Below are 12,383 nucleotides of genomic sequence, written 5' to 3'. Positions count from 1 at the left end.
CTTTGATGAAACAGGCAGCATGGTCGTGCTGCTGTTTCTTTATGGTTATCCATTCATGGACGGTTGTGAAGTCTTTTTTTGTTCATCTCTGAGCAAAATGAAAACGGGATGAATCGGGGCGACAAAGGGGGATTCCAGGTGGAGGGGTTTCGCGGAACAACCATTTTCGCCATCCGTCACAAGGGGGCTGGAGCCATCGCGGGAGACGGCCAGGTGACCTTCGGCAATCAGATGGTCATGAAAAACCGGGCGAAAAAGGTGCGCAGGCTTTACCGCGGGAAAGTGGTCGCCGGCTTTGCCGGATCGGTGGCCGATGCCATGACCCTCTTCGAGAAGTTTGAAGGAAAGCTGGAGGAATTTCACGGCAATTTGACCCGTGCGGCCGTTGAGCTGGCCAAGGAGTGGCGGGCGGACAAGGTGCTGCGACGGCTGGAAGCGATGCTGATCGTCATGGATGCGGAACAACTGCTGTTGGTGTCGGGAACCGGTGAAGTGATTGAACCGGATGATCAGGTGCTGGCCATCGGGTCCGGAGGCGGATATGCGCTGGCCGCCGGGCGGGCTCTGAAAACCTACGCTCCGGAGATGAGCGCCCGGGAGATCGCGGAGGCGGCCCTGAGGATTGCCGGCGAGATCTGCGTGTTTACCAATCAGCACATTGTCGTTGAGGAGGTATAGGCGTGAACGGTGGATCGATCAACCGACAGGAGCAGATGACGCCGCGCCAGATTGTCGCCGAATTGGATAAGTACATCGTCGGCCAGCAGGCAGCCAAGCGGGCGGTCGCCATCGCCCTCCGCAATCGGTATCGCCGGTCTTTGCTGCCGGAGGAGCTGCGGGACGAGGTGGTGCCCAAGAATATTTTGATGATCGGCCCCACCGGCGTGGGAAAGACGGAAATCGCCCGCCGCTTGGCAAAGCTGGTCGGCGCCCCCTTCGTCAAGGTGGAAGCCACCAAATTCACTGAGGTGGGTTATGTCGGTCGGGATGTGGAATCGATGGTCCGGGACCTGGTGGAAACGGCCATCCGGATTGTCAAGGCGGAGCAGTTGGAAAAAGTGAAGGACAAGGCGGCCCAATTGGCTGACGAACGGATTGTCTCCATCCTGGTCCCGTCCAGGAAGACGGGCGGGTTCAAAAACCCCTTGGAGATGCTTTTCAACCAGACCGGCCACTCCAACCGCTCCCAGGACACCGGTACCGACGAGACGGGGATTCAGGAGCGCAGGAGGCAGGTGCGGGAGCGGCTGAAAAGGGGCGAGCTGGAGGAGGAGATCATTGAAATCGAAGTGGAGGAGCAGCTCCCGATGTTCGACATGTTTGCCGGTTCCGGAATGGAACAGATGGGCATCAACATGCAGGAAATGTTGGGGCAGTTCCTTCCGAAGCGGACGAAGAAGCGCCGCCTGCCCGTCCGGGAAGCCCGGAAGGTGTTGATCCAGGAAGAGGGTCAAAAGTTGATCGACATGGATCAGGTTACCCAGGAATCGATTCAGCGGGCGGAGCAGTCGGGGATCATCTTCATCGACGAGGTGGACAAAATCGCCGGCAAGGATCAGCGCGGAGGTCCCGATGTTTCCCGGGAAGGGGTGCAGCGGGACATTCTTCCCATCGTCGAGGGATCGACGGTGATGACCAAGTATGGCCCGGTGAAGACGGACCACATTCTCTTCATCGCTGCAGGAGCTTTTCACATCGCCAAGCCCTCGGATCTGATCCCCGAGCTCCAGGGGCGCTTTCCGATCCGGGTGGAATTGAACGACTTGACCGCCGACGATTTCTTCCGCATCCTGACGGAACCCAAGGGTGCGCTGATCAAGCAGTATACGGAACTCCTCAGAACCGAGGGAATCGAAGTGAAGTTCACGGAGGAGGCGATCCGCGAGATCGCCCGCCTGGCCGCCGAGGTGAACCGGGGAACCGAAAACATCGGGGCCAGGAGGCTTCACACGATCCTGGAGAGGCTGCTTGAGGAGCTGTCCTTTGAGGCGCCGGACATTCATCTGGAGGAGGTCGTGATCACCCCCCAATATGTGCAGGAACGGCTGGCCGATATCGTGCGGGATCGGGACATGAGCCATTACATTCTGTAGCCGGGGCGACGTTCGATCTCTGAAAAATCGATGTCCAATCCGGAAAAATTGAAGGAGTAATCGTTGCGGAAGCGGTTTTGCCTGTGGTATATTTATGAACGGTGTTAAGCACACACGTCGGCGGAGGTGGGCGGGCGGTGTCGCGAAGGCGATCCCGGCCGTGATGAAGCCGACGGAGGAATCAACCGAGAGAGGATGAAGGAGTTATGGCAGTCGTTTCGATGAAACAGCTGTTGGAAGCCGGGGTTCATTTCGGGCACCAGACGCGCCGTTGGAACCCCAAAATGGAAAAATACATTTTCACCGAGCGGAACGGGATCTACATCATCGACCTGCAGAAAACGGTGAAAATGATGGAGGAGGCTTACAATTACGTTCGCGAACTGGCTTCCCGCGGCGGGACCCTCCTCTTTGTCGGCACCAAGAAACAGGCTCAGGATGCGGTCCGCGAGGAGGCGGAGCGGTGCGGAATGTTTTATGTGAACCACCGCTGGCTGGGCGGCACCCTGACCAACTTCCAAACGATCCGCAAGCGGATTGAACGGTTGCACGAACTGAAGCGGATGGAAGAGGACGGAACCTTCGATGTTCTTCCCAAGAAGGAAGTGGTTCTCCTCCGCAAGGAGCAGGCTCGGCTGGAAAAATTCCTCGGCGGTATCAAGGAGATGAAGGAGCTGCCCGATGCGGTCTTCATCATCGATCCGAGGAAGGAGCGGATCGCGGTGGCCGAAGCGCGGAGGTTGGGAATCCCGATCATCGCCATTGTCGATACGAACTGCGATCCCGACGAAGTGGATTACATCATTCCCGGCAACGACGATGCCATCCGGGCAGTTCGCTTGTTCACGTCCAAAATGGCCGATGCGGTTCTGGAAGGGAAACAGGGCGAACAAAACGCTTCCTGAACCTTCAGCGAAAGGGTGGGTCCGGGGATTAGCCTCACCACCCTTTTTTATACAACCTTACGGCACGATGGATTCAAGGAGGAATCCGAAAGGAGACGGGTTGCCCCGAAGGAAACAAGGAGGGACATGAAATGGCGATATCAGCTGCTCAAGTAAAGGAATTGCGGGAAAAAACCGGTGCGGGGATGATGGATTGCAAAAAGGCCCTCACCGAAGCAAACGGAGACATGGACAAAGCGATTGAGATTCTGCGGGAGAAGGGCTTGGCCGCTGCCGCGAAAAAAGCGGGACGCGTCGCGGCGGAAGGGTTGGTCGAAGCCTACATACACGCCGGCGGACGCATCGGCGTTCTGGTCGAAGTGAACTGCGAAACGGATTTCGTGGCCAAGACCGAGGAGTTCCGTTCCTTTGTGCGCGAGATCGCGATGCAGATCGCGGCGATGAATCCCAAATATGTGAAACGGGATGAGGTTCCGAAGGAAGAGGTGGACAAGGAACGGGAGATATTGCGCACCCAGGCCCTCAATGAAGGAAAGCCGGAGCACATCGTTGAGAAGATGGTGGAGGGCAGGCTGGAGAAGCACTTCAAGGAGATCTGTCTTCTGGAGCAGCCGTACATCAAGGACGGAGACAAAACGATCGAACAGCTGGTCAAGGAAATGATCGCGCGCATCGGAGAGAACATCGAGGTCCGGCGCTTTGTTCGCTTTGAACTCGGGGAAGGCATCGAGAAGAAAGAGGCCAATTTCGCCGAGGAAGTTTTATCGCAGGTCAAGGGCTAAGGATGCCCAAGGGAACACGGGGTGTTCCCTTTTTTTGAATAGGGGTGGCAAGACTCCCGGAAGGATGTGTGGAACGGAGGAAAGTCATGGAACGGCTCAATTATCGTCGCGTCGTTTTGAAGTTGAGCGGGGAGGCGCTGGCGGGGGATCAGGGATACGGCATCGATCCCAAGACGATTTCCTCCATCGCCAACCAGATTAAAGAAGTGGTGGAGATGGGTGTCCAGATGGCCGTTGTCGTCGGCGGCGGGAACATCTGGCGCGGTATGGCGGGCAGCGCCAAGGGGATTGACCGGGCCACCGCCGATTACATGGGGATGTTGGCGACGGTGATGAATTCCCTGGCCCTTCAGGATTCCCTGGAAAAGGTGGGTGTACCCACCCGCGTCCAGACATCGATCGAGATGCGCCAAGTGGCGGAGCCCTATATCCGCCGCCGGGCGATTCGCCATCTGGAAAAGGGGCGGGTCGTCATCTTCGCGGCGGGAACGGGAAATCCCTTCTTCTCCACCGACACCACCGCGGCACTCCGCGCCGCGGAGATCGAGGCGGACGTGATCCTGATGGCGAAAAACAATGTGGACGGGGTGTATTCGGCGGATCCCAGCCGCGACCCCCGTGCCGTGAAATACGAGACCCTCACTTATCTGGACATGCTCAATCAGGGGCTGGGGGTCATGGATTCGACGGCGTCCACGTTGTGCATGGACAACGATATCCCGCTCATCGTCTTCAATATTTGCACGGAGGGGAACATCCGCCGTGCGGTGATGGGGGAACAAATCGGAACCGTAGTGAGGGGGAGTCTGTAATGCTGGAGAACATCAAAAAGCAATCCGCTGAGAAAATGGAAAAGGCGATTCAGGTGCTGAAAAAGGATTTGGCCAGCATGCGCGCGGGCCGGGCCACACCCGCTCTCCTCGAAAAGGTGACCGTTTCCTATTACGGAAGCGAGATGCCCGTCAACCAGCTGGCCAACATTTCCGCGCCGGAACCCCGCCTGTTGGTGGTTCAGCCCTGGGACAAGTCCGCCTTGGCCGAAATCGAACGGGCCATTCTGAAGTCGGAATTGGGGCTTACCCCCACCAATGACGGTAACGTGATCCGGATCACCATCCCGGCCCTGACGGAAGAGCGCCGGGCGGAGCTCGTCAAAGTGGTGAAGAAGAGCGGTGAAGAGTCGAAGGTGGCCATCCGAAACGTCCGCCGGGATGCCAATGAGGAAATCAAGAAGCTGGGGAAAAACGGGGAGATTTCCGAGGACGACGTTCGCCGCGGGCAGGATGAGATCCAAAAGCTGACGGACCGGTATATCCGGGAAGTGGACGAAGTGATCGCGGCGAAGGAAAAAGAGATTATGGAAATCTGACGGGAACGCTGCAAGGGGAGCGGGGATTCAATTTTGATCGAGCCATTTTTGTTATATACTTAGGTTGAATGGCCGGAGGACTACTGCGGAGGAATGGGCATGATCCGATTTCTGAAAAGATGGTTGGCCGGGTCGAAGCAGCCGGATGGGGAGGACTTGCTTTCTAAGGTGCGAAGAGGCCCCATACCGCGTCATGTGGCGATTATCATGGACGGCAACGGGCGGTGGGCCAAGAAGCGGGGGCTTCCCCGGGTGGCCGGCCACCGGGAAGGGATGAACACTGTCCGGGAGATCACCCGGGCCGCCGACGAATTGGGCATTGAGATTTTGACGCTCTATTCTTTTTCCACAGAAAATTGGAAGCGGCCCCGGGAGGAAGTGGATTATCTGATGAAATTGCCCCAGGAGTTTTTGCGTTCCGATCTGGATGAGCTCGTCCGACGCAATGTACAGGTTCGGATGATCGGCGATGAAACGCATCTTCCGGATCACACCCGGTCGGCGATTCGTCAGTTTCAGGAAGCGACCCGGAACAATTCGGGACTGATCCTCAATTTTGCTCTCAATTACGGATCGCGGGACGAAATCCTCCGGGCCGTGCGTCGGATCATAGAGGATGTTCAATCGGGCAAAATGGAAAAGGATGCGGTGGATGAAGCGGTCATGGACCGCTATCTGTACACCGCGGGCCTGCCGGATCCCGATCTGGTCATCCGCACCAGCGGTGAGATCCGAATCAGCAATTTCATGCTGTGGCAATTGGCTTACAGCGAGTTGTGGTTTACGAATGTTTCCTGGCCCGAATTTAGGAGAGATCACTTTTTTCGCGCCATCGAAGATTACCAGCACCGTTCCCGTCGTTTCGGCGCGGTGTAAGGACTGGAGAGTCGTTGGATGAAGCAGCGAATCATCACTGGGGGGTTGGGGGCCGCCGGTTTTCTGTTCGTGTTGTGGCTGGGTGGCAAATGGTACGCAGGATTGATCGCCCTCCTGGCAACGGTGGGCTATGCGGAATTTTGCCGAATGGGGAGGATTCCATGGCTGAGCCGGTGGTCCGTCCCCGGCTTTCTGATGGTATGGAGCATCCTGTTTGCCGGCATGACACACGAGGGAACGGCCGCCTCCTCCTTCGGGCTCGACGTCGTTCTCACCGGTTTGGTTATTTTTTTCCTTCTGATGGTCATCAGCCGCAATCGCACGGATATTTTTCGGACGGCCTATCTTTTTTCCGGCGCCTTATACATAGGTTTCGGCTTTTCTTACATGATACAGATGAGGTGGATGACGGACGGGTTGCTTTGGTCCCTGTTTGTTCTCGGTGTGATTTGGGCGGGGGATACCGGAGCCTACTTTGTGGGACGGAAATTCGGGAAGAGAAAACTGTGTCCGGAGATCAGCCCGAACAAAACGGTGGAGGGTTCCGCGGGCGGCTTGATTTTGTCGGTGATCGCCGGGCTTTCCATCGCGTCGGCCATCCCGGCGCTGGACTGGCAGTCCTCCTTGGTGCTCGCACTGCTTATCGCCGTGGCCGGTCAGCTGGGAGACCTGGTTGAATCGGCGATCAAGCGGACCACCGGTGTAAAGGATTCCGGAGGTTTGCTCCCCGGACACGGCGGCGTGCTGGACCGGTTCGACAGTTTGTTGTTCGCGCTTTTGGTCATCCATCTCTTTCGGGTTGTATAGGAGGTAGATCGATGAAGCAACGGATCGCCGTTCTCGGTTCGACCGGTTCCATCGGCAAAAACACGCTGGCGGTGGTCCGGGAACATCCCGAACAATTTGAAGTGATCGGGCTGGCCGCGGGGAGCAACGTCCAGGAGATGGTGAGGCAAATTCGGGAATTTTCACCCCGGATCGTGTCGATGGCATCTCCGGAAGCGGCGGAGCAGGTGCAAAGAGAGGCGGGGCCGGGGGTCCGCGTGGTTTGCGGTGAGGAGGGGGTCTCGGAGGTGGCCACTCATCCCGAGGCTTCCATCGTGGTTTCCGCGATTGTGGGCAGCAGGGGGTTGCGTCCCACCCTGGCGGCGATCCGAGCCGGGAAAACGATCGCTTTGGCCAACAAGGAAACCCTGGTGATGGCCGGATCGATCGTGATGCGGGAGGCCGAAAAGGCGGGGATTTCCATCCTTCCCGTCGACAGCGAGCATTCGGCAATTTTCCAGTGTCTCAACGGAGAACGGACCGCGGAAGTCCGCCGGCTCATTTTGACCGCCTCCGGCGGGGCGTTTCGGGATTTGCCTCGGGAAGCGCTGGGATCCGTCACCCGGGAGCAGGCGCTGACCCATCCCAACTGGTCGATGGGCGCAAAGGTGACCATCGATTCGGCCACGATGATGAACAAGGGCTTGGAAGTGATTGAAGCCCGCTGGCTGTTTAACATGCCCTATGATCGCATCGACGTGGTGATTCATCCAGAGAGCATCATTCATTCCATGGTGGAATTTCGGGACGGTGCGGTGATGGCGCAGCTGGGAACGCCCGACATGCGGGTGCCGATCCAATACGCTTTGAGCTACCCCGAACGCCTGCCGTTGACCGCTCGGCCTCTCGACTTGATCGCCCTTGGAGCGCTCCATTTCCGGCCGGCCGATTTCAACCGCTATCCGTGCCTGAAAATGGCGTATGAAGCCGGCCGCGCGGGAGGAACGATGCCGGCGGTGCTCAACGCGGCCAACGAGGTGGCGGTGGAGCGCTTTTTGGCTGGGGAAATTCCCTTCTTGGCCATCGAAGAGGTGATCGAGCGGGTTCTTTCCATGCACGGTTGCATTTCCGATCCCACGCTGGAAGCGATAGAAGAAGCGGATCGATGGGCCCGGGAGCAGGCGAAGGCTTGCCCGGTCAATCCATCGGCGGTTTGATCAACGAAGGCGGTGATCCTTTCCATGCTGACCATCGTGGCGTTCATTCTGGTGTTGAGCGTGCTCGTTTTCATCCACGAGCTGGGCCACTTTCTATTCGCCAAGCGGGCGGGCATTTTGGTTCGGGAGTTTGCCATCGGCTTCGGGCCGAAACTGTTTTCGATCTTTAGGGGGGAAACCCTGTATTCGATCCGGGCGCTCCCCCTGGGCGGGTTCGTCCGGATGGCAGGGGAGGATCCCGAAACGGTGGAGATCCCCACCGGGTCAAGGGTGACCGCTGAGCAGGAAGAAAAGGGCCGGCTGATCCGGATTTACCTCGGAGACGTTCCCGCAAAGGGCAAAGTCGTCACCGGCAAAGTGTTGGAAATGGATCTGGAAAAGGAGCTGTTCCTCGTCCTGGAGGATGAGGAGGGGAGGCAGACGCGCTTTTCCGTCCATCCCCAGGCGGTCATCCAGCGGGATGAGAAAAATGTTCTGCAAATCGCCCCCCAGGATCGGCAGTTCGGATCGAAGACCATCGGCCAACGGGCATCGACGATCCTGGCCGGACCGGTATTCAACATCATCCTGAGCATCATCCTGTTTGCGATTTTGACGATGATGACCGGGGTGGAAACCAAAGTTTCGATCTACAAGGTCAATCCGGGCTCTCCGGCGGAACGGGCGGGCCTGAAAGCCGGCGACGAGATCGTTTCGATCGACGGGGAACCGATCCGAAATACCGAAGCCGTTTCCATGAACATTCAAAAGTCCAAGGGGGAACCGTTGACCTTTGAGGTGCGACGGGCCGGATCCACTTTCGAGCTCGAGGTGGATCCGGAGTGGAACGAGCAGAACAAGATGTACTGGATCGATGTGCAGCTTCAACCCCACATGCGGAAAGCCACTCTTTCGGAGGCCGTTGCGAGCGGCTTTAAGGACACGTATCTGTGGACGGTGCGGATTTTTGACGGATTCGGCCAGTTGATCACCGGACAGATCGGCATCGAAAGCCTCGGCGGACCGGTGCAGATCGCCTCGATTACCGGACAGGCGGCAGAGGCGGGCTCCATTCCCCTGATCCGCTGGACGGCATTGTTGAGCCTCTATTTGGGGGTGTTCAATCTGTTGCCGATCCCGGCCCTGGATGGAAGCCGGTTGGCCTTCATCGCTTTCGAGGCGGTTCGCGGACGGCCGGTGGATCCCAACAAGGAAAGCCTGGTCCACTTTGTGGGCTTTGCGCTGCTCATGATGTTGATGCTGGTGGTGACCTACAACGATATCATGAGGGTGTTTTACAGCGGTTGATATGAGAAGACGGGGAGCCTTCGCGATTTTCCGCCTGACTTATTCTCCGGAGCCGCCCGGCGGAAATCGGGTCCTTCCCGTGCGTTTATCTGCGGGAGCCTATCGGCTCTCCTGATTTTTATGTGTGCAGGTTTTTCGGTTCACTTGCCGAAGTACTCTCATATCCACGCAGATAATCAGGGGGAAAATCATGTCCAAAAAGAAAAAAAAGAACAGCCAAAAGATGGCATTGAAAAAAAAGGCCAAGGCGAGGGAGCGAAGGATCCGGACCCTGACCCTGTGGACGGTGATCATTTTGATTCTGGTCGGCGGATTGTATTTCTTGACATCCGTCCTTTCCGATCAGCAGGCGAAGCCGGTGGATGAAAAGATCTTCGCCTATGAAAGACAACCCGTGATCGGAAATCCGGACGCTCCGGTCAGAATCGTGGAATTCGGGGACTACAAGTGCCCGGTATGCAAGCGGTTTACAGAGGAAATCTTTCCCCAGCTGAAGCGGGATTTTCTGGATACGGGCAAGGCGGGCATGTATTTTATCGACAAACCGTTTATCGGTGAGGATTCGGTGACGGCCAGCATGGCCGCAGAGGCGGTTCACCGGCAGAAACCGGAGGCCTTCTGGACTTTTTACAAGGTGGTTTACGCCCATCAGGGATTGGAGACCGACCAGTGGGCCACGGTCCCGTTTCTCGTGGAGCTGGCCAAAAAAGAAGTGCCGGATATCGACCACGCCCGGATGGAGCGGGAGCTGAACGACCAGGTCTACAGGAAAGAGGTGGAGGCGGACCGGAAGATCGCCGCGGAATTGGGAGTCGATTCGGTTCCCACTCTCTTCATCAACGGGAAGCGGGTGGATCAGGATACCGTGTTCGATTATCCCTCCCTGAAGAAGCAGATTGAAGAAGAGCTGAAGGGAAGCAGGTAGGGGGAGAGGTGAATCGGGTTTGGGCTGGATTCGCGATTACGGCCTTTATCTGGCATGGTTGGTGGCGCTCATCGCCACGGGCGGAAGCCTCTATTTCAGCGAGATGGCCGGTTTCATTCCCTGTGAATTGTGCTGGTATCAGCGGATCCTGATGTATCCTCTCGCGGTGATTCTCGGGGTCGCTTCGTATCGGGACGACCGTTCCGTCGTCCTTTATTCCCTTCCCCTCAGCTTGAGCGGTGTAGCATTGTCCGCCTTCCACTATCTTCTGCAAAAAGTTCCCGGGATGGCCGGGCTCTCTCCCTGCAAGGAGGGGATCCCCTGTTCCGGTCAATATATCAATTGGCTGGGCTTTATCACCATCCCATTTCTGGCTTTCGTGGCCTTTGTCCTGATATCCCTGCTGTTGGCGGCCGCCAGGAAGGGGAGCGACTGAAGAAAATGATCGGGAAAGAAACGGCCCGGATCCCCGGGCCGTTTCTCCCGTTAATGGGGGGTTCAACCCTTCCGGGCTGTCCAGAGGGTCCACCGGTCCCGGTCCGAAATGGAGGATGTGACGCCTTGGCGGGACAGCCCTTCCGTGATGAATCCGACCAGATCACGCAATTCGTCATCCGACAACCGGTGGAGGATGGACCGGCCGATGCGGCCCAGGAAGTCCCTTTCCAGTTCCCCGAGGTCGCGGAAAATTTTTCTCGTCTCCCAAAATCGCCGGGTTTTCACCCCGTGAAAACCCGTTTCCGCGAGGGCGCGCTCGAGGCTGTGCAGATCGGGGCGGCGCCGCTTTTCCTCCTCCAGCAAGTTTGGAAACCGTTCAAAGAGGAAGCCGCGGAGATGACCGGGACCTCCGGGAAGACGGCAATCTTCCAGGGTGCGGTCCTGGATGATGATCCTTCCTCCCGGGCGAAGCAGCCGATAGGATTCCAAAAGCACCTCGGTCGTTTTTTCTGCGGAGAAGTGGTGAATCACCGCCCGCAGCAACACCAGGTCATAGGACGAATCCGGGAGGCCGGTGTCGGCGGCGTCGGCCTGAATCCACCGGATTCGCTGCGCCGTCTGTTGTTTGCGGGCCGCTGACAGCATTTCTCCGGAGAAATCCACGCCGGTGACCCGCGCGCCCATCTCCGCCATCGCCCGGCTGTAGATCCCTCCGCCGCATCCGATATCGACGGCGTCGATGCCCCGCAAATCGACGAGGCTTTGCATGAGGGTTTTCCACTCGGAGGAGGCGGAGCGGGATGCGTAGGAGAGGCGGTTGGCGGGATCGAAGAAATCGATGGTCATGGGAATCACCTTCTTTTGGACTTTGTCGAAGGACCGGAGGGGATTGCGACCGTTCCGCTGCCCGGCTGTTATCTGACCGCGATCCACATGCCCTTTCGCAGGATCAGCTGAGCCGGTCCCGCGGGTGGATGTAAGAGCAGCAGCTCCCGCGTCGGTTGCGGGGCCTCCCGAAGCGTGCGGAGGGCTTCCTCCTGCCTGTGGGCAGGGGTTTTGGCCCTTTGGAACCATTCCTCCAGAACGACGGGCGTCTCCCACTTCCGCAGGACGGTCACCGTTGAAAATCCCGCATTCCGGAGCAGGCGGGTCCAGCCGGACAGGGTGCGAACCCGGAAATGGGAAGGGTCCCGGAGGGTCTCCACCCGGTTGAGCAGCTCGTCGGCTTCTTCGGGTACATAATTGTCCACCAGGATCATCCGCCCGCCCGGCACCAATACTCTGCGCGCTTCGGCAAAGGCCCGTTCCGCCCGTGGAAAGTGATGGGCGGCGATGCGGCAGGTGACCACGTCAAACAACCGGTCCGGAAAGGGAAGGCGCTCGGCGTCCCCCTCCGCCCAAGTGACATTGTCGATGCCCCGTTGTTCCGCCTCTTTGGCGGCGATGCGCAGCATTTCCGGCGTCAGGTCATATCCGACGACCCGGCGGACGCAACGGCTGAGGGCGAAGGCCGTGTGTCCGGCGCCCGTGGCGATGTCCAGGGCCAAGAGGGGGGAGGGGCACCGGCCGATTTCCTCTGCGATCCATTCCAGGTCACGCCCCTTGGCATGGATTGCGCTGTCCCGGTAGTTGCGGCCGGCGTGTTCGAACTGTTTTTTCACTTTTTCTTTGGTATTGTCCATGAATATCCTCCTTCACGGTAAAATTCAACCCTGCATCCGCCCTG

14 protein-coding genes are annotated in these 12,383 nt (G+C 58.1%); 12 read left to right on the top strand and 2 right to left on the bottom strand.

Translation table 11 applies throughout. The features are described 5' to 3' along the window. The first annotated feature begins 138 nt into the window (after positions 1–138). From hslV to CLV97_RS04155, 12 genes are all read left to right on the top strand, one after another. Complete coding sequence (gene hslV / locus CLV97_RS04210) at positions 139–678, top strand: ATP-dependent protease subunit HslV (protein ID WP_106344312.1); 540 nt, start codon at positions 139–141, stop codon at positions 676–678. A 35-nt stretch (positions 679–713) separates the two neighbouring features. After that, positions 714–2,093 (top strand): ATP-dependent protease ATPase subunit HslU, encoded by a 1,380-nt coding sequence (gene hslU, locus CLV97_RS04205; RefSeq protein ID WP_146130404.1) that lies wholly within the window; start codon positions 714–716, stop codon positions 2,091–2,093. A gap of 206 nt (positions 2,094–2,299) precedes the next feature. Continuing rightward, positions 2,300–2,998 (top strand): 30S ribosomal protein S2, encoded by a 699-nt coding sequence (rpsB, locus tag CLV97_RS04200; protein ID WP_106344274.1) that lies wholly within the window; start codon positions 2,300–2,302, stop codon positions 2,996–2,998. Between the two features lie 131 nt (positions 2,999–3,129). Next, the gene (gene tsf, locus CLV97_RS04195) at positions 3,130–3,780 is read left to right on the top strand and encodes a translation elongation factor Ts (protein WP_106344273.1); all 651 of its coding nucleotides are present in this window, start codon (positions 3,130–3,132) and stop codon (positions 3,778–3,780) included. Between the two features lie 86 nt (positions 3,781–3,866). Then, positions 3,867–4,592 carry a UMP kinase gene (gene pyrH / locus CLV97_RS04190; RefSeq protein WP_106344272.1) on the top strand — a complete coding sequence of 242 codons (726 nt, stop codon included), beginning with the start codon at positions 3,867–3,869 and terminating at the stop codon, positions 4,590–4,592. Beyond that, complete coding sequence (gene frr, locus CLV97_RS04185) at positions 4,592–5,149, top strand: ribosome recycling factor (protein ID WP_106344271.1); 558 nt, start codon at positions 4,592–4,594, stop codon at positions 5,147–5,149. Before pyrH ends, frr begins: the two co-directional genes overlap by 1 nt. A gap of 99 nt (positions 5,150–5,248) precedes the next feature. Continuing rightward, on the top strand, positions 5,249–6,025 hold the full coding sequence (locus tag CLV97_RS04180; protein WP_106344270.1) for an undecaprenyl pyrophosphate synthase: 777 nt from the start codon (positions 5,249–5,251) through the stop codon (positions 6,023–6,025). Positions 6,026–6,043: 18 nt separating this feature from the next. Continuing rightward, the gene (locus CLV97_RS04175) at positions 6,044–6,832 is read left to right on the top strand and encodes a phosphatidate cytidylyltransferase (protein ID WP_106344269.1); all 789 of its coding nucleotides are present in this window, start codon (positions 6,044–6,046) and stop codon (positions 6,830–6,832) included. Positions 6,833–6,843: 11 nt separating this feature from the next. Then, the gene (locus tag CLV97_RS04170; RefSeq protein ID WP_106344268.1) at positions 6,844–8,007 is read left to right on the top strand and encodes a 1-deoxy-D-xylulose-5-phosphate reductoisomerase; all 1,164 of its coding nucleotides are present in this window, start codon (positions 6,844–6,846) and stop codon (positions 8,005–8,007) included. A gap of 24 nt (positions 8,008–8,031) precedes the next feature. Continuing rightward, entirely contained in the window at positions 8,032–9,294 is a 1,263-nt protein-coding gene (gene rseP, locus CLV97_RS04165; RefSeq protein ID WP_211295676.1) for an RIP metalloprotease RseP, read from the top strand. Between the two features lie 190 nt (positions 9,295–9,484). After that, a complete protein-coding gene (locus CLV97_RS04160; protein WP_106344267.1) occupies positions 9,485–10,219 on the top strand; it encodes a DsbA family protein in 735 nt (244 codons plus the stop codon). Positions 10,220–10,238: 19 nt separating this feature from the next. Then, positions 10,239–10,655, top strand: a complete 417-nt coding sequence (locus CLV97_RS04155; RefSeq protein ID WP_106344266.1) for a disulfide oxidoreductase — start codon at positions 10,239–10,241, stop codon at positions 10,653–10,655. A gap of 62 nt (positions 10,656–10,717) precedes the next feature. Here CLV97_RS04155 and CLV97_RS04150 read toward each other — a convergent pair whose 3' ends face one another. Further along, positions 10,718–11,503: a class I SAM-dependent methyltransferase gene (locus CLV97_RS04150; protein WP_170070353.1), complete on the bottom strand. Its 786-nt coding sequence runs from the start codon at positions 11,501–11,503 to the stop codon at positions 10,718–10,720. A 68-nt stretch (positions 11,504–11,571) separates the two neighbouring features. Next, positions 11,572–12,339: a class I SAM-dependent methyltransferase gene (locus CLV97_RS04145; protein WP_106344264.1), complete on the bottom strand. Its 768-nt coding sequence runs from the start codon at positions 12,337–12,339 to the stop codon at positions 11,572–11,574. Positions 12,340–12,383: the final 44 nt, after the last annotated feature.

The sequence above is a fragment of the Planifilum fimeticola genome, from assembly GCF_003001905.1.
In the GTDB taxonomy this organism is placed as follows: Bacteria; Bacillota; Bacilli; order Thermoactinomycetales; family DSM-44946; genus Planifilum; species Planifilum fimeticola.
Note: the sequence above shows the minus strand (reverse complement) of the source record. Positions and strands in the feature narration are given on the sequence as shown.

Bases quoted from the DNA above. Each gene is read 5' to 3' on its own strand.
- hslU (WP_146130404.1), top strand. From the start codon at position 714: ATGACGCCGCGCCAGATTGTCGCCGAATTGGATAAGTACATCGTCGGC.
- rpsB (WP_106344274.1), top strand. From the start codon at position 2,300: ATGGCAGTCGTTTCGATGAAACAGCTGTTGGAAGCCGGGGTTCATTTC.
- tsf (WP_106344273.1), top strand. From the start codon at position 3,130: ATGGCGATATCAGCTGCTCAAGTAAAGGAATTGCGGGAAAAAACCGGT.
- pyrH (WP_106344272.1), top strand. From the start codon at position 3,867: ATGGAACGGCTCAATTATCGTCGCGTCGTTTTGAAGTTGAGCGGGGAG.
- frr (WP_106344271.1), top strand. From the start codon at position 4,592: ATGCTGGAGAACATCAAAAAGCAATCCGCTGAGAAAATGGAAAAGGCG.
- CLV97_RS04180 (WP_106344270.1), top strand. From the start codon at position 5,249: ATGATCCGATTTCTGAAAAGATGGTTGGCCGGGTCGAAGCAGCCGGAT.
- CLV97_RS04175 (WP_106344269.1), top strand. From the start codon at position 6,044: ATGAAGCAGCGAATCATCACTGGGGGGTTGGGGGCCGCCGGTTTTCTG.
- CLV97_RS04170 (WP_106344268.1), top strand. From the start codon at position 6,844: ATGAAGCAACGGATCGCCGTTCTCGGTTCGACCGGTTCCATCGGCAAA.
- rseP (WP_211295676.1), top strand. From the start codon at position 8,032: ATGCTGACCATCGTGGCGTTCATTCTGGTGTTGAGCGTGCTCGTTTTC.
- CLV97_RS04160 (WP_106344267.1), top strand. From the start codon at position 9,485: ATGTCCAAAAAGAAAAAAAAGAACAGCCAAAAGATGGCATTGAAAAAA.
- CLV97_RS04150 (WP_170070353.1), bottom strand. From the start codon at position 11,503: ATGACCATCGATTTCTTCGATCCCGCCAACCGCCTCTCCTACGCATCC.
- CLV97_RS04145 (WP_106344264.1), bottom strand. From the start codon at position 12,339: ATGGACAATACCAAAGAAAAAGTGAAAAAACAGTTCGAACACGCCGGC.